The organism is Anabaena sp. 90, from assembly GCF_000312705.1.
Lineage (GTDB): Bacteria > Cyanobacteriota > Cyanobacteriia > Cyanobacteriales > Nostocaceae > Dolichospermum > Dolichospermum lemmermannii.
In genome coordinates, this window is sequence record NC_019427.1 from 2,445,040 (window position 1) to 2,470,478 (window position 25,439).

The 25,439-nt window shown below is 37.5% G+C and carries 23 protein-coding genes and 1 pseudogene; 13 read left to right on the forward strand and 11 right to left on the reverse strand.

Features of this window, described 5'->3' with window-relative positions; all coding sequences use genetic code 11:
- Nucleotides 1-80 precede the first annotated feature (80 nt).
- From ANA_RS10685 to ANA_RS10705, 5 genes are all read left to right on the forward strand, one after another.
- Nucleotides 81-2,570: a U32 family peptidase gene (locus ANA_RS10685; protein ID WP_015080078.1), complete on the forward strand. Its 2,490-nt coding sequence runs from the start codon at nt 81-83 to the stop codon at nt 2,568-2,570.
- Nucleotides 2,571-2,806: 236 nt separating this feature from the next.
- Nucleotides 2,807-3,385: a GNAT family N-acetyltransferase gene (locus ANA_RS10690; protein ID WP_015080079.1), complete on the forward strand. Its 579-nt coding sequence runs from the start codon at nt 2,807-2,809 to the stop codon at nt 3,383-3,385.
- 192 nt (nt 3,386-3,577) lie between these two features.
- The gene (locus ANA_RS10695) at nt 3,578-5,962 is read left to right on the forward strand and encodes a dynamin-like GTPase family protein (RefSeq protein WP_015080080.1); all 2,385 of its coding nucleotides are present in this window, start codon (nt 3,578-3,580) and stop codon (nt 5,960-5,962) included.
- Nucleotides 5,963-6,055: 93 nt separating this feature from the next.
- The gene (locus ANA_RS23545; RefSeq protein ID WP_015080081.1) at nt 6,056-6,418 is read left to right on the forward strand and encodes a KGK domain-containing protein; all 363 of its coding nucleotides are present in this window, start codon (nt 6,056-6,058) and stop codon (nt 6,416-6,418) included.
- 50 nt (nt 6,419-6,468) lie between these two features.
- Complete coding sequence (locus ANA_RS10705; protein WP_015080082.1) at nt 6,469-6,714, forward strand: HNH endonuclease; 246 nt, start codon at nt 6,469-6,471, stop codon at nt 6,712-6,714.
- Between the two features lie 46 nt (nt 6,715-6,760).
- Here ANA_RS10705 and ANA_RS10710 read toward each other — a convergent pair whose 3' ends face one another.
- Nucleotides 6,761-8,515, reverse strand: coding sequence for an N-acetylmuramoyl-L-alanine amidase (locus ANA_RS10710; protein ID WP_015080083.1), 1,755 nt, complete (start codon nt 8,513-8,515; stop codon nt 6,761-6,763).
- 65 nt (nt 8,516-8,580) lie between these two features.
- Here ANA_RS10710 and ANA_RS26540 point away from each other — a divergent pair, with 65 nt between their 5' ends.
- The 3 genes from ANA_RS26540 (at nt 8,581) to ANA_RS28185 (ending at nt 10,566) form a co-directional block, all read left to right on the forward strand.
- Nucleotides 8,581-8,727, forward strand: a complete 147-nt coding sequence (locus ANA_RS26540) for a hypothetical protein (RefSeq protein WP_158310523.1) — start codon at nt 8,581-8,583, stop codon at nt 8,725-8,727.
- 7 nt (nt 8,728-8,734) lie between these two features.
- Entirely contained in the window at nt 8,735-10,372 is a 1,638-nt protein-coding gene (locus ANA_RS10720; protein ID WP_015080084.1) for a CTP synthase, read from the forward strand.
- A 71-nt stretch (nt 10,373-10,443) separates the two neighbouring features.
- Nucleotides 10,444-10,566 (forward strand): hypothetical protein, encoded by a 123-nt coding sequence (locus tag ANA_RS28185; protein ID WP_256370223.1) that lies wholly within the window; start codon nt 10,444-10,446, stop codon nt 10,564-10,566.
- 470 nt (nt 10,567-11,036) lie between these two features.
- On the opposite strand, the gene ANA_RS27615 is transcribed toward ANA_RS28185, so the two are convergent.
- Together ANA_RS27615 and ANA_RS27620 are read right to left on the reverse strand one after the other, a co-directional pair.
- Nucleotides 11,037-11,420: an RNA-guided endonuclease InsQ/TnpB family protein gene (locus tag ANA_RS27615; RefSeq protein WP_051155176.1), complete on the reverse strand. Its 384-nt coding sequence runs from the start codon at nt 11,418-11,420 to the stop codon at nt 11,037-11,039.
- Nucleotides 11,421-11,431: 11 nt separating this feature from the next.
- The gene (locus ANA_RS27620; RefSeq protein ID WP_235081803.1) at nt 11,432-11,701 is read right to left on the reverse strand and encodes a helix-turn-helix domain-containing protein; all 270 of its coding nucleotides are present in this window, start codon (nt 11,699-11,701) and stop codon (nt 11,432-11,434) included.
- Between the two features lie 61 nt (nt 11,702-11,762).
- Between ANA_RS27620 and ANA_RS27060 the strand changes: the two genes are divergently transcribed.
- On the forward strand, nt 11,763-11,930 hold the full coding sequence (locus ANA_RS27060; RefSeq protein ID WP_200863821.1) for a hypothetical protein: 168 nt from the start codon (nt 11,763-11,765) through the stop codon (nt 11,928-11,930).
- 47 nt (nt 11,931-11,977) lie between these two features.
- Here ANA_RS27060 and ANA_RS10730 read toward each other — a convergent pair whose 3' ends face one another.
- Genes ANA_RS10730 through ANA_RS10740 form a run of 4 tightly spaced genes read right to left on the reverse strand, consistent with a single transcriptional unit; the run spans nt 11,978 to nt 14,142 of the window.
- On the reverse strand, nt 11,978-12,865 hold the full coding sequence (locus ANA_RS10730) for an ROK family protein (RefSeq protein WP_015080085.1): 888 nt from the start codon (nt 12,863-12,865) through the stop codon (nt 11,978-11,980).
- 4 nt (nt 12,866-12,869) lie between these two features.
- Complete coding sequence (locus tag ANA_RS27065) at nt 12,870-13,037, reverse strand: hypothetical protein (RefSeq protein WP_015080086.1); 168 nt, start codon at nt 13,035-13,037, stop codon at nt 12,870-12,872.
- A gap of 9 nt (nt 13,038-13,046) precedes the next feature.
- Entirely contained in the window at nt 13,047-13,247 is a 201-nt protein-coding gene (locus tag ANA_RS10735; protein ID WP_015080087.1) for a hypothetical protein, read from the reverse strand.
- Nucleotides 13,248-13,254: 7 nt separating this feature from the next.
- Nucleotides 13,255-14,142: an ABC transporter permease gene (locus ANA_RS10740; RefSeq protein ID WP_015080088.1), complete on the reverse strand. Its 888-nt coding sequence runs from the start codon at nt 14,140-14,142 to the stop codon at nt 13,255-13,257.
- A gap of 342 nt (nt 14,143-14,484) precedes the next feature.
- Here ANA_RS10740 and ANA_RS27630 point away from each other — a divergent pair, with 342 nt between their 5' ends.
- The 4 genes from ANA_RS27630 to ANA_RS10755 all read left to right on the forward strand — a co-directional run bounded on the left by ANA_RS27630 (nt 14,485) and on the right by ANA_RS10755 (nt 18,766).
- Nucleotides 14,485-15,003 (forward strand): type IV pilin-like G/H family protein, encoded by a 519-nt coding sequence (locus tag ANA_RS27630; protein WP_015080089.1) that lies wholly within the window; start codon nt 14,485-14,487, stop codon nt 15,001-15,003.
- Nucleotides 15,004-15,912: 909 nt separating this feature from the next.
- Nucleotides 15,913-18,114: an O-linked N-acetylglucosamine transferase, SPINDLY family protein gene (locus tag ANA_RS10750; RefSeq protein WP_015080090.1), complete on the forward strand. Its 2,202-nt coding sequence runs from the start codon at nt 15,913-15,915 to the stop codon at nt 18,112-18,114.
- Between the two features lie 8 nt (nt 18,115-18,122).
- The gene (locus ANA_RS28190) at nt 18,123-18,248 is read left to right on the forward strand and encodes a hypothetical protein (RefSeq protein ID WP_256370224.1); all 126 of its coding nucleotides are present in this window, start codon (nt 18,123-18,125) and stop codon (nt 18,246-18,248) included.
- Nucleotides 18,249-18,319: 71 nt separating this feature from the next.
- Nucleotides 18,320-18,766: a DUF29 domain-containing protein gene (locus tag ANA_RS10755; RefSeq protein WP_015080091.1), complete on the forward strand. Its 447-nt coding sequence runs from the start codon at nt 18,320-18,322 to the stop codon at nt 18,764-18,766.
- A 277-nt stretch (nt 18,767-19,043) separates the two neighbouring features.
- Here ANA_RS10755 and ANA_RS10760 read toward each other — a convergent pair whose 3' ends face one another.
- The 4 genes and pseudogenes from ANA_RS10760 to ANA_RS10775 form a co-directional block, all read right to left on the reverse strand.
- Entirely contained in the window at nt 19,044-22,058 is a 3,015-nt protein-coding gene (locus ANA_RS10760) for a class I SAM-dependent methyltransferase (RefSeq protein WP_015080092.1), read from the reverse strand.
- Between the two features lie 663 nt (nt 22,059-22,721).
- Complete coding sequence (locus tag ANA_RS10765) at nt 22,722-23,459, reverse strand: Uma2 family endonuclease (RefSeq protein ID WP_015080093.1); 738 nt, start codon at nt 23,457-23,459, stop codon at nt 22,722-22,724.
- Nucleotides 23,460-23,556: 97 nt separating this feature from the next.
- Nucleotides 23,557-23,946 carry a tetratricopeptide repeat protein gene (locus ANA_RS10770; protein WP_015080094.1) on the reverse strand — a complete coding sequence of 130 codons (390 nt, stop codon included), beginning with the start codon at nt 23,944-23,946 and terminating at the stop codon, nt 23,557-23,559.
- Between the two features lie 241 nt (nt 23,947-24,187).
- A pseudogene (locus ANA_RS10775) lies at nt 24,188-25,252 on the reverse strand (alpha-amylase family glycosyl hydrolase); the annotation flags it as partial.
- Between the last annotated feature and the right edge of the window lie 187 nt (nt 25,253-25,439).

Sequence of the window (25,439 nt, forward strand, 5' to 3'; positions counted from 1 at the left end):
ATATAATTATCCATACTCCCCACAACCACCCCCCAATTTAGATACAATCTATAAACTGACATAACCTTGACTTAACCAAAATGACAAGCATCTCCACCCCTACCCTCAAAATCCCTGAACTCCTAGCACCTGCGGGTAACTGGGAATGCGCTCAAGCAGCAGTAGAAAATGGTGCGGATGCGATTTACTTTGGTTTAGAAAAGTTTAACGCGAGAATGCGGGCTGAGAATTTCACAGCAGCAGATTTACCCGAATTGATGGAATTTCTGCACCTGCGGGGTGTGAAAGGTTATATCACTCTGAATACCCTGATTTTTCCCCAAGAACTAACGGAAGCACAGCAATACCTCAAAACCATCATTTCTGCGGGTGTTGATGCTGTTATCGTGCAGGACGTGGGTATTTGTCGGCTGATTCGTCATCTTTCCCCTGACTTTCCGATTCACGCTTCAACGCAGATGACTATTACCAGTGCTGCGGGGGTAGAATTTGCTAAATCTTTGGGTTGTCAATTGGTAGTTTTAGCGCGGGAATGTTCGATTTCGGAAATTAATAAAATTCAACAACAAATATCTCAAAAAAACACTTCCTTACCTTTAGAAGTTTTCGTTCACGGTGCTTTGTGCGTCGCATATTCTGGACAATGTTTAACCAGCGAAGCACTAGGAGGACGTTCTGCAAATCGGGGAGAATGCGCTCAAGCTTGCAGAATGCCTTATGATTTAATTGCAGATGGAGAAGTTATTAATTTAGGTGATCGAAAATATTTATTAAGTCCTCAAGATTTAGCAGGTTTGGAAGTTTTACCAGAATTAGTAAAATCTGGAGTTACTTCCTTAAAAATTGAAGGACGTTTGAAAGCACCAGAATATGTTGCTAACGTGACTCGCGTTTATCGTCAAGCATTAAATCAACTATTAGAAACAAATATAGAAACATTTTCTAGTCGAGAAAAAGACCAATATAATTTAGAAATGGCATTTTCTCGCGGACTATATACAGGTTGGTTTGAGGGAATTAATAATCAAGAATTAGTGCATGGGAGATTTGGTAAAAAACGGGGTGTTTACTTGGGAGAAGTTACCCGAATTAGAAATGCAGAAATCACAGTGAAATTAGAAGCACCTGTGAAACCGGGAGATGGCATTGTTTTTGATTCTGGACATCCTGAAAGGAGGGAAGAAGGGGGAAGAATATATGCAGTTATTCCCAATGGTCGAGATGTAATATTAACCTTTGGTAGAAATGATTTAAACTTCCATAGTATTCACATAGGTGATAAAGTTTGGAAAACAAATGATCCAGAATTAGATAAACAAATTCGTCAAAGTTATACTGGAGAACATCCCCAATTTACCAGACCGATTAATATCGAAGTGCATGGAGAAATTGGTGAAAAATTAATAGCTATATCCCGTGATCAATCTTGGAATATAGTTCAAGTAGAATCAGAAATATTGATAGCTGAGGCCCATACAAAACCCCTCTCTACAGAAAGATTAAAAGAACAATTTGGACGGTTAGGAAATACACCTTTTCATTTAGACACTTTTATAAATAATCTCAACGGTAATATTATGTTACCCGTGAGTGAGTTAAATCGAATGCGTCGGGAAATAGTTAGTAAATTAGAGGAATTAAGAAGTAGACCAAAACTTTGGGAATTAAATCATCAGGGAAAATGGCAAGATCTAATTAGTTCTAAATCTACACCAATTCCTGATTTTCCTTCCCTGATTGTTTTGGTGAGAAATATCGAACAATTAAAAGCAGTATTAACAGCAGATATCAAAACTATATATTGTGAATTTGAAGATCCTCGTAAGTATAAAGAAGCAGTAAAAATAGTCCGAGAATCAAAACAGGAAGAAATTAGTATTTTTGTCGCACCACCCCGGATAACTAAACCTGGAGAAACCTGGATTTTAAACCAAGTTCTTGCTTCCCAAGCTGATGGTTATTTAATTAGAAATTATGATCAATTAGAATATTTTGCCACAGAAAGATGTGTTGGTGATTTTTCCTTAAATATTGCTAACCCTTTAACCGCAGATTATTTTCAACAACGCTTTAATTTAGAACGATTAACCGCATCTTACGACTTAAATATTAACCAACTTGAAGCTTTAATTACAAATTATCCACCGCAAAACTTTGAAGTAACAATACATCAACATATACCAATGTTCCACATGGAACACTGCGTATTTTGCGCTTTTCTATCTGACGGAACAGACTACACCAATTGTGGTAGACCTTGCGACACACAAACTGTTACAATTAGAGACAGGGTAGGTAGTGAACACATTCTTAAAGCAGACGCAGGATGTAGAAATACAGTATATAACGCTACTGCACAAACTGGAGCAGAATACGTGCAACGGTTGATAGGATTGGGTTTACAGTATTTACGGGTTGAATTTGTCAATGAGACACCGGAACAAGTGCAAAAAATAATACAAAGCTATCAAAAATTACTCGAAGGAGAAATCATCGGTTCGCAACTTTGGAGAGAATTGAAACTACAAAACCAATTAGGTGTGACTCGTGGTGCGTTGGGGATGAATTAGATTAATAATGATAAATATTATTACGATATTTACAGTCACTGTTAACTAATTTACGTATCAGTAATAGCGTACTAGTACCATTAAATTCAAACATACAGCGGTTTCCGCTCTTATGAGGTACAAAGTTGAATCATGAAACTCTTGTAGTGCGGGCATCTTGCCCGCTAGATATGTACCTCATAACACCGGGAAGTGCTGTAAGTTAAAGCTTTACTGAGATAAATGGTATTGAAGTGATGAAAGAAAACTTAAAAATTTTCCAATGTTCTGAAAATAAATATGTTGATGCAAAAATTTTGCCTTTATCTCAGAAGCATCTTGAAGAGATAGAATTGTCTTGGAAACCTGAACTTAACAAGAATAAATGCTGGGACAAAGATTTAGAATTTAGCAAATATTTACATGAGAAACCATCCTTAAAATTCTATGTATTGGAATGTAATTTAGTTGCCCAAGGTATAATTGGGTTAATTCCTGGTCGTCCGTCAATGTTAGAACGGGGTGAAAATTTAGTTTACGTGGCTATATTAACTGTAGCACCTTGGAATCGCGCAGATATTAACAATTCACCGAAGTATAAAGGAATAGGTACAACTTTAATAACATTCGCAGCTATGTTTAGTATTCACTTAGGATTTGAAGGTAAGATAGGTTTACATTCTGTGAAAACAGCAGAAAGTTTTTATAAACGTTTAGATTTTCTTGATTTAGGGAATGATATAAATTACAAGAATTATCACTATTTAGAGTTACCTATTGGTAATGCTGAGTTATTAGTTTTAAACTCTTTATTGCTTGACAATTTAAGTAATTAGGGTGCCAATTTTTGTCGTACCACTCCAGATAACTAAACCTGGGTAAACCTACATTTTAAAATAAGTTCTTAACTTTGGCCAAAATTGAAGCTACAAAACCAATTAGGTGTGACTCGTAGTGCATTGGGGATGATGTAGCTAAACTATGATAAGTAGTATTACAATATTTATGCACCTTGTTTACTACTTTTTATGTCAAGTTTAAATCCTCAGTGTCAGCAATTGCAAGCACAAGTTGAATCTATTCTCCAACTTCTACAGCAAGAAGCAGCTTTGCGTTCTCAAGATATTACATCTGTGAAAATTTCTTTGGATAAAGCGATTTCTCCCAAGTTTGAAATTGTGTTTGCGGGTGCTTTTAGTGCGGGTAAATCAATGTTGATTAATGCACTTTTGGAGAGAGAATTATTATATAGTGCAGAAGGACACGCAACTGGTACAGAATGTAAAATTGAATATGCACCTGTAGATTCAGAAAGAGTTGTTTTAACCTTTTTGAGTGAAAAAGAAATTCAAGAACAAGCGGTGTTTTTGTGTCAACAATTGGGATTTAATACCGTAGAGAATATCAATAAACAAGATGTAGTTGATTTATTGCATCAAGGTTGTACAGCAATTATTCAACAAGAAGGAGGAGAGAGTAAATCAGAACGTGCAAAACAAGCAAAAGCATTAATTTTATTGTTAGAAGGATATGTTGCAAACAAAGAAAGAATTAACAGCTTTAATAATGCAACCTATTCCATGGAACAGTTTAATTTTACTAACCTCAAAGAAGCCGCAGGATATGCGCGTAGAGGTAGTAATAGCGCGGTTTTGAAGAGAATTGAATATTATTGTTATCACCCGCTTTTGGAAGATGGTAACGTGATTATAGACACACCAGGAATTGATGCACCAGTCGAAAAAGATGCACAATTAGCTTATGCAAAAATTCAACACCCAGATACATCAGCAGTAGTTTGTGTTCTCAAACCTGCTTCAGCAGGAGATATGACAAAGGAAGAAACCCAACTGTTAGAAACAATGCGGGAAAATGCGGGGATAAGAGACAGGGTTTTTTATATCTTTAACCGCATTGATGAAACTTGGTACACTAACCAACTTAGACAACGGTTAGAAGATTTAATTAACAGTCAATTTCGAGATACTACTAGAGTTTATAAAACTAGTGGTTTGTTAGGATTTTACGGAAGTCAAATTAAACAAACAACGCGATTAGATAGATTTGGTTTAGATTCGATTTTTGCAGAAAGTGTTAAAGGTTTAGATGGGAAAGAAGAAACACCACAATTTGTAAATGAATTTAATCGCTACTGCGTTGCTTCAGGTAAACTTTCTCCCAGTCAATTTAGAATTTCTCTCCATAATTATGAAACTTCTAATCACAACTATGTGAGAATTTTAAGCGAACAGGGAACACCATTAATTAACCAACTAATTCAAGATAGTGGAATTGAAGAATTTCGTACATCAATTACTCGCTATCTGACAGAAGAAAAACGTCCCCAATTATTCAAAAACCTTGCAGATGATTTAGAAGATATTTGTATCAAACTCAAGAACCACTATCAAAGTGTGCAAATTGATTTAGATAGTCAACCGCGAGAAATCGAAAGTATGAAAGAATATGAGTTGCAAAAATTAAATCAGCAACTCCAGCAAGTTGGAAGAGATTTTCATCAGCATATTCATGATGAAGTTAACAGATTAATTAATAATAATTGCGAAGAATTTGAAACAGATTTTCGACAATTACAATCACGCATGATTCGTCGTCTTGATGAATTACTAGATACCTTTTCCGTTGCAGAAGCTTATCGTCGCGCAACTTTGAGTCATCCTAGAAACGCAACCGCACCCTTATTAGCTATTTTAGTAGAGGCTTTTTATTACCTATCAAATCAGTTGGAAGACATTTTAATAGAGTCTTGTCAACAAGTTATTGCTAATCTATTTCAACAGTTAATGACAAAGATTAGAAAAGCAGAATATTACCGTCAATTATATCGTTTGTTGGGTAATGATGGGGGAATTGAATTACAGGTAAAAGAGATAGAAAAATTGATTACTCAAGCTTTGGTAACTGTTGCTAGTGTTGAATGCGATCGCTTTGTGCGAGAAAGTCCTAGATTTTATAATGAAGGAACTTTTTCTATCTATCAATTTCGACAAGTGTTGGAACAAACTTCTCAAGGTTATGATGCAGAAAGTATTGTTGACGCTGAACCTGCAATTAGACAATTATTGAAGTTAGACTTTGAACCGAAAGTTTCCCATACTATTCGTCAATCTTTCCGTCAAACTATCAACCAAACTATCAAAATTCAGTTGTTACCAATGGGGGAAAAACAAGCAGATGAGATATTACAACAATATCCTTATGCGAAGGCTTATTTAGAGAAGACTTTACAACAAGAAGCTGAGGAAAAGATTGCTAATAATCAACGTTTGTTGAGTCAGGTTGGGGAGAAAATTCAGGAATATAATACAGCAGTTGCGGGAATTAATAGCTGTTTACAAGCGATGCAGTTATATGAACATTTACTGCCGATAATTGGGGAAGAAGAGGTATAATGTTTGGGGTGAATGCAGGATTTTTCTGTGTTCACCTAATTTTGAGGTTTCGCGCAAAGTCGCAAAGAAGCAAAGACGCAAAGGAAGAAAGAGATGGAAGAGAAGTTTCAAATTTTGGATTCTGAAGAAGGTGATGTTGTGATTGATTTTGGAAATAAAACTTTCAAATTAAGTCTGTTAGTTTCACTAATGACAGAAATCATTTTGAATAAAAAGCTAGAAGAATTGAACAATAAACTCCGTGATCATGGTAGTGGTAAACTTCCATCTTATGACGAATCTTATTGGTCAAGTGCAGGTGTAGATTGTCAGATTTTAAAACCTAGTAAAAATTGGCAAAAAGGAAAAATAAGAATGAAAGTTTCTCTAGAATTTTGTCCTGAAGAACCAGAAATCAAAGAACCAGAATCACCCCTTATGGAGATACAACGTAAGCTAAATGAAGCTACATCATAACTCTTACCTTTGCGCCTTTGCTTCTTAGCGCCTTTGCGCGAAACCAAAACATGAACAAAACCCCACGAATCCCCATACCTCAAGAAGTGAGAACCTACGTTTTCCAAAGAGATAAAAATCAATGTCAAAGCTGCGGTAAAATCTCCCAAGAAACGCAACTCAGCATTGATCATATTATCCCCTTATCTCGTGGGGGAAAAAACGATATTAGTAACTTACAAACTCTGTGCTTAATTTGTAATCAGCAAAAAACTAATAACATTGATAACCGTTTTCGCCGACATTTTGAAACTTAGTGACATTTAGATCCCCGACTTCTCTAAGAAGTCGGGGATCTGATTCTTATTCTTTCACAGTTTTAAACCACTTAGTTATCCCGTCAGCTAAAATATTAGCCATTTTCTTCTGTGCTTGAGGATTAACTATCTCTTCAAACTCATAGGGACTACTCATAAAACCCAATTCCAATAATACCGCCGGTGCAGCACTAGGACGAGTCAGGGCTAAATTATTCCAAAATACACCGTAGGAAGGTTTACCAAGTTTTTTAACTACGTAATTTTGTAAAAATACTGCGAGGCTGTGTGATTGAGGATGATACCAAAAAGTACCAAAGCCTTTAGTTTTTTCCGCATCACCATTATCTGGTAAAGAGTTATGATGAATGGAAACAGCGATCGCAGGTTCTTGTTTATTAATTATCGTCTGACGTTCCCCCAAAGACACATCTCGATCATCTTCCCTCGTCATCACCACCTTAGCACCGCGCTTCACCAACTCATCTCGCAGCAATTGAGAAATTATCAAATTCACATCTTTTTCTAAATACCCAGTTGGTCCACTCGCACCAGATTCTTTACCTCCATGTCCTGGATCAAGTACAATTTTGATGCCAGATAAAGGTAGGCGTTTACTATTTTTAAGCTGGGGTGGATGACGTAAAGTTAAAACCAAAGTTGTATTGTCATACCTCAGCTTATAGCCCCACTGTTGGAGCTTTTTGAGGTTAAAAGTATATTTGACCTGTGTGGGGCTTACCTGTTGCCAATCTAGGCGAGAAATTAGGGGATCATCATCTAGACGAATTGTGTCTGTTTGAGCAGTGGTATTGTAGAGGGTGAGAATAAAGGAGTTATTTCCCTGTTCTACACTCACGGGAACAGCAGTTTCTAAGGGAAAACGCATCTCCGTTGCTTCAGCCAATTGCCGATAGCCGACACTCCGAATAACTGTCTGTGGTGCAACCGCACCTGATATAATTGTAGTTTCCTTGCTATTAATCCAAGCCCCATAGTCTAAGCGCAACCATTCACCTTCTTTTCCCGTAACACTTGCCATAGTTCCCTTTGGCAATGGTGTCAGTCGTGAATAATCGGTACTAGGTCCCGTGCGAGTAACGCCTGATTCTGATGCAATTTCTGCAACTGCTAATTGTGTGGGCGCGAGAATTTCGATTTTACCTAAACCAGTTTGAGTTATTCTTTGATCATTCAGTTGTAAATTAAATTGAGGTTTTCCTAAATCAGCAGCATTTGCGACTGTTGTACAACCTTGGTATTTGGTAAGAATAGAAAGATTAGGCTGATTTAACCCCGTCAAAATACTCGAATTTGGAGGTAATTGTGCAAGTGAAGGCTGGGGTAAAAGGGCAATATTTTGATTTACCAGATTAACCGAGACAGTAGCTTGAGGTGGTGCAACTGCACTAAAACAAATTAATTCTCCTGGTAATCTGGCAATATCGACAGCAGGAGTCAAGGAATCCTTAGCAAAGCCTAACCCTTGGGGTAACTCAGGTTGAGTAGATACCCTGATGATCTTAATCTCTCGTTCTTGATTTTGGTAACGAACTTTAAATATATTTTCTCCTAACTGTAAGGGAAAACTGGGGGAAAAATGCCCGGCTTTGCTACGGTTAACGAGCTTACCATTAATTAAAACTTGCCCGTCGGGGGGCGCTGTACCGATAAAAAATATTTTTTCTGTGCTGGTTTGGTAGTTTGTCGGGGGAAAAACTACTAAAAGTGGTTCTTGTGCTAATGCAACTGAGGAGGTGACTAAAAAATTAAATAATACTAATCCTAAGAGTTTTTTCATGGACAAACACAGAAGATTTCAGAATAGGGACTGTGGCACAATGGCCAAGATGGAGTCAAACATAAATGATGTGGAAATGGCAATACATTGGCCAAAAAGGTTGGGACGTGGAGTTATTGGGCAAAATTCATCCTCCAAACAAGCCTCGAAAATCGTCTACACAAATTCTCCTGCGGGAGCAAAATCTATATTTAGAAGTTGCTAGAAATTGAAAATACTATGACTAAGTTTATCTTTGTGACTGGGGGCGTGGTTTCCAGTATTGGTAAGGGAATTGTAGCAGCAAGTTTGGGACGTTTGCTCAAATCACGGGATTATTCGGTTTCGATTCTCAAGCTCGATCCCTATATTAACGTTGATCCAGGGACAATGAGTCCTTTTCAGCATGGGGAAGTTTTTGTCACCCAAGACGGTGCAGAAACAGATTTGGATTTGGGACATTACGAACGGTTTACTGATACTTCTATGTCTCGGTTAAACAGTGTTACTACTGGCTTGATTTATCAGTCAGTTATTAATAAGGAACGCCGAGGCGACTATAATGGCGGTACTGTTCAGGTAATTCCGCACATTACCAATGAGATTAAAGAGCGAATTCTCAGAGTTGCTAAAGAAACTAATCCTGCCGCGGTAATTACGGAAATTGGCGGAACTGTGGGTGATATTGAATCACTACCTTTTCTAGAAGCAATTCGTCAACTGCGAAAGGAAGTAGGAAAGCGTAATGTGTTGTATATGCACGTTACTTTGTTGCCTTGGATCGCTGCGGCGGGAGAAATGAAAACCAAGCCTACTCAACATTCTGTCAAAGAATTGAGATCAATTGGCATTCAACCAGATATTTTAGTATGTCGGAGCGATCGCCCCATTCCGGTCGGCTTGAAACAAAAGTTATCAGAGTTTTGTGATGTCCCTGTAGAATGTGTTATTACCAGTCCAGATGCTCGCAGTATTTATGAAGTTCCAGTAATTTTAGAACGGGAAGGATTAGCTGAACAAGTTCTTAACTTACTACAAATGGAACAGCGTCAACCCAATATGACCCAATGGGAAAACATGGTAGACCGGATGTATAATCCTAAATATACCGTCGAAATTGCTATTGTTGGTAAATATGTGCGGTTAGGTGATGCCTATCTTTCTGTAGTCGAGTCTTTACGTCATGCGGCTATTGCGACCCATGGTGATTTGCGTCTGCGGTGGATAAACTCGGAAGTTTTGGAAAATGAACCACCGGAAAACTATCTTGCAGGTGTTGATGGTATCATTGTTCCGGGCGGTTTTGGTAGTCGGGGCATAGATGGGAAAATTGCGGCGATTAAATACGCCCGCGATCGCCAAATTCCCTTTTTAGGTTTATGCTTAGGAATGCAGTGTTCCGTGATTGAATGGGCGAGAAATGTCGAAGGCTTATCTAATGCCAATAGCGCCGAATTTGACCCATATACTGACAATCCGGTTATTAACCTGTTGCCAGAACAACAGGATGTAGTAGATTTAGGCGGGACAATGCGCTTAGGACTTTATCCTTGTCGGGTACTTCCCAATAGCCTAGCTTTCCAACTTTATCAAGAAGAAGTCATTTATGAACGCCACCGTCACCGTTACGAGTTCAATAATGTCTATCGTAGTCAGTTATTAGATTCTGGTTATTTGGTGAGTGGCACATCTCCAGATGGTAGATTAGTGGAAATTATTGAATATCCCAAACATCCTTTCTTTATCGCTTGTCAATTTCATCCTGAATTTCAATCTCGCCCCAACGCACCTCATCCTTTATTCAAAGGATTTATGACCGCTGCAATTTCTCAATTTCATTCGACAACTACCACACCCAAGCCTGTACAAGTTTCTTAGTTGTCAGTTGTCGGTAGGGGCGAAGCATTTGGAAGATAAATTATCGGTCATTGCCAAAAATAGTTCTCCAAATGCTTCGCCCGTACAGTGCGAAGCATTTAGAAGATAAATTATCGGTCATTGCCAAAAATAGTTCTGCAAATGCTTCGCCCGTACAGTTGTCAGTTGTCGGTTGTCGGTTTTCCGTTCTATAAAACTTACCCAAAATTACCAAAGTCTAGACACATCTGGACAGCGATAACCTTAGAGGATGTTTGAAAAGTGGTATTCCGTAATTTTCATCACATTGCTACCCCCCTTAGTCCCCCCTATGCTTTGGGGGGAAACAATAAAAATCCAGTTCCCTCCCCTTTACAAGGGGAGGGTTAGGGTGGGGTAAAAAATATTTGATACATCAACCATAACTTTTCAAACACCCTCTTAGTGCTTATTTCCTGTTCAATACTATTGCCAAAATAAGAGCCTTGATAATTTTTGGCAAAAACGGCAAAAATAATCATATATAAGCGTTTCGATGAAAAGGTAGTTTAGAATCTAAAACCCTTATCCTACCGTCAATACATTTAAAAAATCCTTGTCGGAAACCTTTAAGGAATTTTTAGGGGTGATTGTTTTTGCCAAGCAAGAGCGAGGAACGGGAGTTCATGGTTAAAGCATTATCATCTCACCCTCGTAATTTGACTAAGGTATTGCTGTTTAATGGCATTTTATGACGATGATTACCGCAGTTAGAGGATGTTTGCGAACTAGGAAAGAACCTATCCACAAGGATTAGTTCACTCCCGAATTTCTCAGTTTTGTACTCTAATTGCCTTTTAAATTCATACATCCCACAATCTGCAATTGCACCTGCTAATTTGTGGTTCTTCAAAAATGCCTTAACGTGCAAATCTTCTATTTTAATTATGCTGTGGTTTTTAGCTAGATAGTAGGTTAATTTGTGAATAGAATCCTTGCGAATATTAGAAACTTTGGCGTGTAATTTAGCTAATTTTCTCACAGCTTTTTTTTCTTGAATCGGGGTTGTTTGATGTTTTTTACAAAACACCTATCCCAAGCCTAGCGTAAATCAGCTAACGCCTTCTGAGGAACATTTTTATTAACTTCGTAATACCAAATATGCTCAGATTTTACCTCAGCAACTAACTTTTTATGCAGGTCAATCGCTGATGGTAATTTAAGTTTTTCGCCTTCTTTTTGAGTAGCTAAGATATCTATAACTTGAGCATTTGCCCAGTTGTAAGCGTGTCTAGCTACTCCAGATGCTTTACGAAAAGCTGTAACCTGTCCGTTATTTGGAATTAACGCGGTTTTGAATGATAAAAGCATTGATTCGACCTTCAATGTCGTGCTATGATATCTAGTATATCAGATATATTAGGATTTAGCAATGCCTCGGATTAAATTTAAACCACAAAATAAAGTAGCCTACGATAAATCACCCTTGCAATTTAAGGTTTTACCTGGAGTCAGGGAAAAAATTAAAACCGTCCCTAACTGGCAGCAACGGTTAAGGGAATTTGTTGATCAACTAATTGAAGACTTGGACAAACAGTAACATAAGGCTAGTTATGGGTAGAAATTATCAAGCTGTTTCTACCCCCATTACCAATTACCTATTGCCAATGCTAACTTAGCAGCGCCTACCATTCCCGCTGTATTTCCTAATTCTGCGGGGAGAATTTGCAAACCTGCACGGGAAGTTGGTAAAACTCGTTTTTCGATTTCTGCTGTTAATGCAGGTAAGAAAAATTCAAAACTCCCACTGACACCACCACCAATAATAATTGCTTGGGGTGTCAGCACATAGAGTAAACTGGTTAAACCAATTCCTAAGTCTTTACCATATTCTTGCCAAAAAGTCAAGGCTTCTATATCTCCAGCTTGGGCAAGTGCGCCTAATTCTGCTGGTTCTTTGCCTGTGCGGCGACGGATAGCAGAGATTGAAGTATGCTGTTCTAATGAGCCTTGATTGCCACTATTACACATTGGTCCATCAGGATTTAAGGTAATTAAACCTAATTCTGCTGCTGCACCTTGATGTCCGACAAATAATTTACCATCAAGAATAATTGCCCCACCAACGCCAGTCCCCAAAGTTAGTAAAATCAAATTGGGGAAATTTCGGCCTGCACCTAACCAAGCTTCTCCTAAACCTGCACAGTTAGCATCATTAGCCAAAATTGTCGGTTTACCCGTTTTGGCTTCTAACCAATCTGCTAGGGGGACATCATGCCATCCTACTAGATTAATAGCAACTTTCGCAATTCTTCCCGCAGCATCAGCAGGGCCAGGAGTACCTAAACCAATGGCGACACTTTCATTATTGGGGTCAATTTGTGATATTGCATCTACTATTGTCAATAATACAGCCTCTGGTGTTGCGGGTTGGGGAGTATCCACAGATAAAGATTGCAAACAATTACCATCTGCTGTGAACCGACCAAGTTTAATCGCAGTTCCCCCTAAATCAATACCAATTACTTGCTGCATAATTTTAATTTATTTTATTTTTACTGATAATTTGCACGTTGACAATGGGGTGTAAATTATTATGTGCCTGTTGCCAATTTGCGATTGGCGCACCTTTTAAAATACCAGACAAGGCTAGAGAAACCATAAATCCACCTGTAGCAGCCGCAATTAAAGTAATATTATCGTTCACAAAACTCTCTCAGTAATAATTAAATTTTTGTTGGTTGACAACTAACAACTGTACGGGCGAAGCATTTGGAGAACTATTTTTGGCAATGACCGATAATTTATCTTCCAAATGCTTCGCCCCTACTGACAACTGTACGGGCGAAGCATTTGGAGAACTATTTTTGGCAATGACCGATAATTTATCTTCCAAATGCTTCGCCCCTACTGACAACTGACTATTACCTATTTTCTCTTCTTAGACGAGGATTGACAAATTCATTCAACCCCTCACCAAGTAGTGATAACCCTACAACTAAAGTTGTCATTGCTAAACCAGGAAACAGAGTAGTCCACCAAATGCCTGTAGGTAGTGCTTCTAGAGCTTGTTTTAAATCATATCCCCATTCTGGCACGTCTTCGGGTAATCCTAACCCTAAAAATCCTAACCCGCCTAAAACTAAGATGGCATCTGCGGCGTTGAGGGTAAAGAGGACGGGGACGCTTTGAATAACATTGAAAAATAGATACCTTGATAAGACAACCCAGGTAGAAGCACCCATGGCTTGTGCAGCTTCTATATATACTTCAGTTTTGACGCTGACGGTGTGGTTACGGACAACGCGATAATATTGGGGAACGTAAGCTATACTAATAGCGATCGCTGCATTTAAGATTCCTCTTCCCACGACAAAAGCCAATGTTACTGACAGTAGTAAACCTGGCAAAGTATAAATACTATCCATAAGAAATAATAGAGCTTTATCTAATTTTCCCCCCAAATAACCGCTGACCATGCCCAAAGGTACACCGATGATCATGCTCAATGATGTCGCTAAAGTCACAACTTGCAGCGCGGCTTGTACACCAAACACACTGCGAGAAAAGACATCATAACCCAAACGGCTCGTTCCAAACCAATGTTTGGCCGAAGGTGGTTCATGAATAGGGTTAGAGAGAAACTCTCTGGGGTTTTGCAACCATCCCCAACTTTGGAAAACAGGAGCAAAAAAGGCTAAGAAGATGAAAAATAGGGTCATACCAATCCCAATTAGCATTAATCGCTGGGATAGGCTCGGATTTTTCGTAAATTTCCAGAAATTTGGTAATTGCTTTTTTATAATCGTCATGGGGAAATTCAGAACTGGGTATATTCAACTCGTTCCCAGTCTCTGACTGGGAATGTAGATGTGAGGCTCTGCCTCGAATCAAGTATAGTAGAGCCACAGCTTTTTGGAGTCTATTCCCCGGTAGAGCTAGGGAACGAGGGATAGTAGCCATGTCTATTTTCAGCCTCTAGATAGTGAAAGTACGTCTATATAAGGATTTTAGCCTATTTTTAACCCCCCAGTTAGAACTGTTGAACAGATGGGGAAAAAAGTTTTTTCCTGGAAGTGATATGAAATTGATCGGAATGGGGTAAGTTATTTCCATCAAGAAACGAACAATAGTCCAAATCAGGGAAAAATACCATGAAAACCGAACTAAAAGCCAAATTCATCCAACAAATCCTCAGCAAAAAGAAAGATAGCGAAGGTTTCACCCTTATTGAACTGTTAGTTGTTATTATCATCATCGGTATTCTATCCGCTATTGCTCTACCTTCTTTCATCAACCAAGCAGCAAAAGCTAAACAAACGGAAGCAAAAACCACCGTTAGTTCAATCAACAAGGGGCAACAAACCAGACGGATAGAACAAGGCTCATTTGCTTCCACTATTCCCGATGTAGCAGTTGGACTAAACACCACAAGGACTGGTAACTATGACTATATTTTAAATGCTAGTGCTACATCTGCCACTATTGCGGCTTCTGCTCTCGATACGAGTTCTCTCAAAGGCTATGGCGGTGGTGTATTTATCTCAGCGAGTGGTGATGCTCCGAGTATCATTTGTCAAACAGTTAATGTCCAAGGCGCTACTACTTCAGGTAATTTACTTCCGACTAGTGGTACAAGTTGTAACACTCCTACTATGGACGTTCTCAAATAAAGTTTTTGGCACTGCTGAATAGACATCTGAAGAGCAAGATTGTAGAGACGAGAATCCCTACCCGGGTCGAGTCTCTACAAGGGTTTTAGGTAACGCCTAATTCCCAGCAGATGTCTAAGAGGTTGTTTGAAAAGTTATGGTTGATGTATCAAATATTTTTTACCCCACCCTAACCCTCCCCTTGTAAAGGGGAGGGAACTGGATTTTTATTGTTTCCCCCCTTTACAAGGGGAAAGGGGGGTAGCAATGTGATGAAAATTACGGAATACCACTTTTCAAACACCCTCTAAGAGGTTGTTTCAAAAGTATTGTATGAAACCCATAATCTCCAAAAACCTAACCCCCTCCCCCCCTTCCCTACAAGGGAATGGGGTTTTTAAAGCCTCTCCCCTACCAGGGGAGAGGTTTGGAGAGGGGTCTGTTTACACATTAAAAACTTTTAAAACATCCTCTAATCAAAAAATTCATTGACAAGATAATTAGATCAATACCTTTGCCATTTTCCCGTAGGTTGGGTTGAACGAAGTAAAACCCAACGTAAACTCAACGTATTTGTTGGGTTTCGTTCCTCAACCCAACCTACAAATCTAATCAAAAAGTTCATTGACAAGATAATTAGATCAATACCTTTGCCATTTTCCCGTAGGTTGGGTTGAACGAAGTAAAACCCAACGTAAACTCAACGTATTTGTTGGGTTTCGTTCCTCAACCCAACCTACAAATCTAATCAAAAAATTCATTGACAAGATAATTAGATCAATACCTTTGCCATTTTCCCGTAGGTTGGGTTGAACGAAGTAAAACCCAACGTAAACTCAACGTATTTGTTGGGTTTCGTTCCTCAACCCAACCTACAAATCTAATCAAAAAGTTCATTGACAAGATAATTAAAAGTAGTTCAATTTTTAAATGATTACCACCAACTTAAATACTCAAATTTCTGCTATCCCAAGCTTATTAACTATTCAAGAATATGAACAAAATATTACAGAAAATCCCCAGGAAGTTACTAATTATTGGTATTTAGGATTAGCTTTGTTATTAGCAGGAAGAGAAGAAGAAGCGCAGATAGCCTGGATGACTCCACTGCTAGAATTTGGAGAGGAAGAATCAGAACAATGGCTACTGCAATTAACAGAAATTTTATTCAATGCTGCCCAACAACAGGAAACAGATTCTCAATCTCAACTAGCTTGGGTAATTCGTCAACACATTAGAGAATTTGTCCCTGGTGATATTAATAATCTTTTAAAAATAATTGAACTAAATATTGATTTAAAAATTGAGGATTGGGAAACAACTATTAATCAATTAATTGCTATTATATCTGAACTAATAGAACCCCCTATTTTTGATGAGACATTATTAGTGCAAGTGATTGAGAAGTTGCTTCTTCCTAACCCAGTTAATCCTCCTGCTTTGATAGATAAATTAGTAGAAGCCTTTATACCTTATTTAATAAATTCTGAAACTATTATTAAATTATTGATAGATAAGGCTGATAGCTATTATTTTTGTTTTAACCTTGGGATGTCAATTTATTTCTGCAAAATTGGCTTCCGCTTAGAACCTGATAGTCTATATTTTACTGTCAAAATAATCAGTACCCTACAATTACTAGGAAGAGATTATTATCAAGAGTCTATTGATTGGGCAAACAAATATTTAGCAACGTCCCCAGAACCAATTAAGCAAATATATGGCACTCACTACTTACTTGCAGCATTTTTAGAGTCTCTCGAAAATCCAGAAAAAGCTCTACAAACGTACCAAAAATATAAACAACTTTTATGTGATCTTGTCAGCAGTGAAACAGAAAGCAAAAGTTTACTTACAAACTCCCTCTTAGCATTTGGTCACTTTTTCCTATACATGGAAGATAATCCCCATGAAAATAGATTAATTCGCAATAGATTAGCTACTTTATGTCAAAAAATGATCTGGAAAGAATTTCCTGAAGAGATCAACATTTATCAACAGCGTTTGAATAAACCTCGTCCTGCTTTGAGTAAGCGTCCTTTAAGGATAGGCTATGTATCGGAGTGTTTTCGTTCCCATTCTGTTGGTTATTTAGCTTGGTGGTTATTAAAATATCATAATCGCCAAGAATTTGATATTCATTTATATTCTTTAAAAGAGAATATTTATGATCTACAACAACAAGCTTATCAAAACGAATTTGGTGATCATTTTCATCAATTATGCCCGCCGATAGTGACAATTGCAGATAAAATAAATGAAGATGAAATAGATATATTAGTTGATTTAGATAGTTTAACATCCTATGGAAATTGTGCTATTTTAGCCCTGAAACCTGCACCAATTCAAGTTACTTGGTTGGGGTATGATGCAACTGGTTTGCCCGGAGTTGATTATTTTATTGCTGATAACTATGTCTTACCTGCATCAGCACAGGATTATTATACAGAAAAGATTTGGCGACTCCCGCAAAATTATATTGGTATTGATGGTTTTACCGTGGGAACACCAACTATTAGTAGAGAATCTTTAGATATTCCTAATGATGGAATTATTTATTTTAGTTCTCAAAGTGGATTAAAACGTAATCCCGATAATATCCGGTTACAAATGCAAATTATCAAACAAGTTCCTAATAGTTATTTTCTGCTGAAAACTTCTCGCAGCAATCATGAAGATATGCAAAATTTTATTGCCCCCCTTGCTGAAGCCCAAGGACTTGATTTAGAATGTTTTAGGTTTTTACCCACTGCACCTACAGAGATGGAACACCGCGCCAATTTAGCCATTGCAGATATCGTTTTAGATACCTATCCCTACAATGGTGCAACTACTACTTTAGAAACATTATGGATGGGTGTACCGATAGTGACAAGAGTGGGGGAACAATTTGCAGCCCGGAACAGCTATACAATGATGATGAATGTGGGTGTAACTGAAGGTTTAGCTTGGAGTGATGAAGAGTATGTCGAGTGGGGTGTGAGGTTGGGTAAGGATGAGAAATTAAGACAAGAAATTGTGTGGAAATTGCGAAAGTCCAGACAAACATCACCGCTATGGAATGGTCAGAAATTTGCCCGGGAAATGGAGAATGCGTATCAGCAAATGTGGCAAAGGTATATTCATCCATAAAATCAGCAATGCCGGAAATCGAAGCGCCGGAAATTATGTTAATCTTTAATCAAAAGGCTGATTTTACAGCACTTCCCGGTGTTATGAGGTACATATCTAGCGGGCAAGATGCCCGCACCACAAGAGTTTCATGATTCAACTTTGTACCTCATCAAAGCGGAAAACGCTATAAATGACCCATCCTAACAAAAAAAGGATTGTGATTATGTTAAATAAAACACCAAATCAACTACAAAGACTGTATGAAATTGACGATTATCTCTGGTTGGAAGAAACTATTAAGCTTCTAAAAGCAAAAAATTTAGAAAACTTAGACTTAGAAAATTTAATTGAGGAGTTAGAAAGTTTGGGAAGAAATGATTTAAACAAAGTTAGAAGTCTATTAAGACAAATTATAATTCATATTTTACTATTAGAATATTGGCAAGACGAATATGATCGAAACCATCGGCATTGGCAGGGAGAAATAATCGCTTTTAGAGATGATTTAAACAATAGCTTAACTACTACATTAAAAAATAAGTTAGTTCAAGAATTAGATCATATTTACAATGTTGCTTTGAAAGTTGTTGTTCAAAAAACAGGATTAGCATCAAATCTATTCCCTGATAATTGTCCCTATTCTTTAGAACAATTATTAGAGGATGTTTGAAAAGTATCAGAATTAATTCAGATCCCCCCAACCCCCCTTACAAAGGGGGGCTAAATTCCTCAAAGTCCCCCTTTCCAAGGGGGATTTAGGGGGATCTGCGGGTGTCAGATCCCACACGAAAAAGTTTTCAAACAACCTCTTAGATGATAATTGGTATCTTCAAAAGTAACTGGATTTGATACAGCGGTTCTTGGTTGAGTGAAATACAAGGACTTCAGCTATCAAAAAGAATCAAAAGTTGCACTATTGCTTAACCCAACCTACATTTCTAAGACTCTTAAAATTGACTTATCAAACTATCCAATGGATAACTTTCTAAGTTACTAACTGGTATTTGTGCTAAATTTATTTTAGCTTCATTACTCAAGATAACTCTACCATAAATGCGGGGTAATAAAGATTGCCATTGCATATCCCCTAGTTTACCTACCAGAGAAATATCTATGGTATCGCTAATATCTAAATCTTCCATTAACAGATTCATAGCTACACTAGATAAAAACATTTCTGCATCTTCAATAGCAATATTACCTGTGTGGATAATCAGAGTAATTTTTTTATTTTCAGAATGATTTGCTAATGTTTGAATCACCTCTTGTAACTCTAAACCTAGTTCATCTTCTGGTAGTAACCAATCTGGGAATATAATTAAGTTAATATCTCTGAGGTTTAAAGATAACTGTGTTGCATTAACTAAAGCATTACTAACAGTTTCAGCCATCTTTCTCCAAGAGAACTTTTTAGCCTGTGCTAAACCTGCATTGATTAAACTATTTCTGATACTGGGTTTTTGGACTTCACATAAAGCATCTGCTAATCCCATAACATCATGATCATTTATATAAATAGCTGCTGCTCCTGCGACTTCGGGAAGGGAAGCGTTACGGGTGGTAATTACCGGACAACCACAGCCCATAGCCTCTATTACTGGCATTCCAAAACCTTCATATTTAGAGGGATAAACTAAAGCTACTGCACCAGCATAAGCTAATCGCAATTCTTCATCAGTTAATTGCAGTCCATAAAAAGTACACCCTGGGATATATTGTCGCCATTCTGAAGGTAATTGGTTGCCTGTGCCAGTAGAAATAATATCAAAACTTTGTTTATTGACTAATTGACTCAAGGCTTGGAAAAAAAGAATTGAATTTTTATATCCTTGTAAATTACCCAAGAGAAAATAAGGTTTATTAATACCATACTTGTGTTTGAAAGTATTAATTTCTTTTTCAGAAGCAGGAGAAAAAAGAGGATCTACACCACAGTGAGCAACAGTAATGGATTCTAAGGGTATATCAGGGAAACATTTATGTAAGTCTTTGGCTGTATGTTCAGAGATGGAAATATAAGATGATGCGTGTTGTATACCGTTATGTTTTTCACGCCACATAGGTTCATTTAAGTTTCCTCCTAATACTTCGGGAATCATATCATAAGCCATAAATACCGAAGGTGTTTCTATCGGTGTGGTGTAGTAGGTGGAAATAAATAAATCTGCTGATTCCTCATGACAAACATCTTGCAGCATTTGTTTATCAGCTTCGGTATTGTTATAGTTGTAGGCGGAAATTGTCCGATAACGAATACCGTTAATTTTAGGCGCAGTATTGGCTCTATCTAAGACTAGAATATGACTAGCAAATTCTGTGTTTGCCCATTGTTCTAAAAGACTTTGCCATACTCTAGCGATTCCTGTTTGATATAGTTGGAAAAAGACACCATCAATAAGAATAGTTGGTTTTATTTTTTGGATTTTATTTTCTTGTTCCTCTACTTCTTCTGGTTGTAAAAACTTCCAATTATTACTATTAGTGGCTCTCTGTGCTATTGGTACAATACCAAAAGACTCAGCCAGGTCTACCCTCGTTTCATCTCCTACCCATGCAAAATAATCTCGCAGCAAAGTGGGAAATTCATTGTTTGCTTGTAAAGCTAACCATTGAGAAACAGCATTACTATAGCCATAGTATTCTTGTTTAAATTGTAATTGTTCTAGTGTTACATAGGCAAAGTGTTGAAACACTAAACCATTCTTTTCAGTTTCATTATGTAAAAAAGGATTTATGGCTGCGATATTTTGATGTTTTCCATCTAGAAGAGATTTAACTAATATGGGAGGTTCATGTGCTGCCCAAAATGCACCAGGTTTAAATTGCCAAGTTCTCAACCAGTCTTGCTGAGGATTTTGTGCATAACAGTTACGGGTACTGATTATGAGTTTTTCCCCAACGAAATACCAACACCAATAAAATGCAGCAGTTTTTTCAGGGTTACTTATGAACAGTTCTCTAACAGTACAAATCTGCTCTAATGTCCACAGTTCATCTACATCAATTTGCCATAATAAACACTCTTCTTGAATATTAGCAAGCGGTGCATTCACCATTTCCCTTTTACCATCCCAAAACGCGCCTTCGGGTTTACGGTAAATTGTAATGTTATTTGGATATAGTTTCGCTAGTTCATCCAGATATTCTTTAGTACCGTCATAGCTGCGACCATTTTTATGAAGTTCGTCACTAATATTTCCACCAAGTTGTACACTCCAACTTGTATCGTGTTTTAAGTCAGCTACGCCTTCAATAATATGCCAATGCCATTTAAATGGAAGTTGTTTTAAGACTTCTATATGATATTGAATAAATGGTTGCCCATTCAAAACAATGGTAAAAAAGTTAATTGCTAATGTTAGTGTTGAAATAGCGTTGATTTCTTTTTGCCCACAAGCTAAACTGGACGAATATTCGTGATTTTCTAAATAAAATTTAGCCGTTTTATGCCATACACGTTCTGGTCCAATCCAAGTATGTATAACATCATGGAATGCTATCCAGCCACTGGTTTTTACCAATGGAAAAGACATTTCAAAATCTTTTAAGACATCTAGGTATTGGTGAGAGCCATCAATGAATATAAAGTCAATAGCTTTGCCACCTGTAAATTCGTGCCAACGACCTATTATATCATGAGAGTATCCACGTAAGGGTATTACATATTCTTCTAGACCATTCGATTTAACATTATGCTGCCAAATTTCAAAAAATTGCCGCTCAGAAAAATCAGAATCATTGCCATCCCATGTATCAATTGAATAAATTTTTCGCTTTGTTCCTATGCAAGCATATCCCATAGCAACTGTCGAGCGACCTTTAAATGAACCAATTTCTACTATCACTGCGTCTTCAGGTAGTGACACCACCTTATTGAAAAGGAATTCTTCCTGTCCAGGAATCATGAATCCTTTAACAGATTCAACAGCAGACCGAATGTTATTATAGCTAGTTTGCTTCATAGACGTTTTTTTAAAAATAGCATACCCATTACGAACATTATGATTAGAAGTAATTAGAATATATTCATAGTCATACTCTTATTTACTTACCCTAATAATTAAATTTTACTAGTGATCAATCTTACTTTCCCCCATTCTCTTCCTCACATCCGCCAAAACAGCTTGATAATCATGTCTGTCTGGATGTAATTTTACCAACCTTTCCATCAAAGCGATCGCTTGCTTTGTCCCCTAACCCCCTCAATTACCCCTACCTATATATAGAGAGTACCCACAATTTCCAAAAATCTATCACTTTCTGGATATACTAATGTTAATTTTCACAGATCTTTACAATTGACATGAAAATGTCAGTATCAATCCCTTGACTCCTGCTATAATCTATCCATATTTTATGATACAATTATTAACAAATATCCAAGTGATTTTAGAAACGCAATTGATTCTTCTCTACATACTCACCGCAGTCACCGCTTCCATACCTTGTATTTAAGGAATAAAACCCATAACCCGCCTGGGAATTAATTCCCAGTCTCATAGTTCAAGTCCGTTAAAACGGACTAATAAACTTTCCTAATATTTAGTCATCTTTAGATGACTTTCGCTATTAGCAAGGAACTTGAGTTCCTTGCGGGATAGAGGTTTTACATCATATCAGATTACTCAATCATCAAATTCAACGCCTAATTCTCGCAATTTCGCTGCTAATTTATCAGCCCGTTGTTTTTCCTGTTCCGCCCGTTGTTTTTCTTGTTCAGCTTGTTCTTCTCCTGTTAACAAGAAATTTCCTGCTAAATCCCACCACCTTAACCAAGGTAACTCGACATTTTTATATGTTCCTTGCCAAATTCCTAATTCAACACCCATTTTTTCAATCACATAATGACCCCTTGCATTAGGTGGCATCAGGTGATATTGTCCTTCGATTAAATGATATAATTCTAATAATGATTTCTTTTCTTCATAAATACCGTAAAAAGGTACTCTAATCGCTTTTTCATAAACCCAAAATTTTCCTTGATATGGAGTTTCGTCCCTTTCTTCTCTACCATTACCTGATACAAATTCAATGACAATTAGGGGAGCAACTAATTCTTGCCACATCACATAAGAACGGCGCATTTGACCATTTAGAGCCGGTGGCACATCAGGAACATAAAACCAATCTGGCGCTTCTGCACCTCGTTCTGGTGGTTCTGTAATCCGCCAATAAATACCGCTATCTTGTCCTATGCAAAATTGCTTATCTGGATGAATTGTTTGTAATTTTGACCAGATAGATTCTGTTAACAGAATACTTTGAGGATGTTCTTGAAAATTTTTCACGAAATTTCCATCTTCACAGGGTAATTGAGTATGATCTGGTAACTGTGTTGAAGGAGCAAGTTTCAGGGTGTCCATAATTTTCCATTTTGGAAGAATATGTTTGGTGTTAGCTAAGACGAGATATAGTTTTATATCTCATCAAACTATATTATAAACAATTCTGATATGATTTTTATTTTCCTATTGTCTTCTTTGTATTCGCTAAAACAGTTTGATAATCCTGTCTCTGTGGATGTAATTTTACCAACCTTTCCATCAAAGCGATCGCACTTTTATTATCCCCCATTCGCAATCGAATCATAGACAACTTCTCAAGTGCAGTTTGATTATTTGGTTCACGTTGTAAAACCAACTCATACCCCTTAACCAGTTTCTGTAAATCAGTCTCAGCAGATTGAACTACTGCTTGCTTTGGTTTTTCCCAAGCCTGTTTGATGGTATTAACCCCTCCAAACAACATTGAACCACCAAATGAAACCATTCCAATATATGTAACAATTCTTTTCTTTCGCTCAATCTGCTTACCGCGCTGAACTAAATAATCATCTCCTGAAGTAGCCATGTATCAAAAATTGCTGTTATCCAAATTGCAGCATCACTCCTACAATATAGAATACCCACCACCAGCAAAAAAAATATCACGCATAAATATTTTTTAGAGGATGTTTGAAAAGTATCAGAATTAATCGAGATCCCCCCAACCCCCCTTACAAAGGGGGGCTAAATTCCTCAAAGTCCCCCTTGGAAAGGGGGATTTAGGGGGATCAGATCCCACACGAAAAAGTTTTCAAACAACCTCTTAATTATCCCCAAATCAAACCACTACGGGGAGGAATAATTAAACAAACATTTTCCTCTTTCCAGATAATTTCCCCATTCCCAAATAAAACTTGATTTGGTTGACTTTGTAAACTACTACAATCTAGGTTGACTGTAATAGTTTCAGTTCCTATATTCACAGCAATAATTAATTCTTCACTTTCTAAAATTCGCGCAAATACATAAACTGTTTCTTTTGCATAGAGAACTTGGTATTTACCAATTCGCAAAGCCGGATAATTTTGCCGAATAGCAATTAATTGTTTATGAGTATTTAAAATTTTGGAATTCCAGTCAGATTCAGGAGGGAAAACACGGCGACAATCAGGATCTATTCCTCCAGGTAAACCCACTTCATCACCATAGTAAATACTAGGCGCACCGGGAAATGTGAATAATAAGAGATTACATAATTCTACACTTGCTTGATCACCGTCAGCAATGCTAATTAATCTGGCTGTGTCATGGCTACTGAGAATGTTTAATTGTGTTAGTTGAATTTCCCAAGGATACAGTTCCAAAAGGCTGTGAATTTTGGCTGCATAACCAGCCGCATCTAAAGGAGGATAGGGATAATAACTCTGAGATTCTACGAATTCTAATACTACTTTATCGCCTACTGCAAACGCCAGCACTGCCTCATTAAATAAATAATTCAATACCCCATCAAACTGTGTACCATCGAGCCATTCACGGGCATCTGTCCAAACCTCACCGACAATATAAGCATGAGGATTAATACCTTTAACTCGTTGGCGAAATTCCTGCCAAAAACCCGGAATTTTAATGTCATAAGGCACATCTAACCGCCAACCATCAATGCCAAATTCCAGCCAATATTCGGCAATTTTCATGATATACTCCTTCACATCTGGATGATCATGATTAAAGGTTGGTAAAGAGCGAATCCCCGCCCAAGCATCATAGTTAGCAGGTAAATTACCATCATAAGGGGCAAGCGGCCAATCTTGAATTTTAAACCAATTTACCCAAGGAGAATTAGAACCATTTTCTAACACATCATGGAAAAAGAAAAAGCCTCGACTAGAGTCAGTAACTCAGCCCTAAAGGGACTGAGCTTGTAAGAAATTGCAAGCTGTACTGACCAGTCTAAGTCTTCACTGACTACGTTTTTTGAGTCACGACACCCCGGAATGCGTAGCTAGTTCCCTGCTCTGTCATTTGCAATTAAACAGTTTTAAAGTCACTGAAACAGTGTTGCAAGTCTAAAAAGCT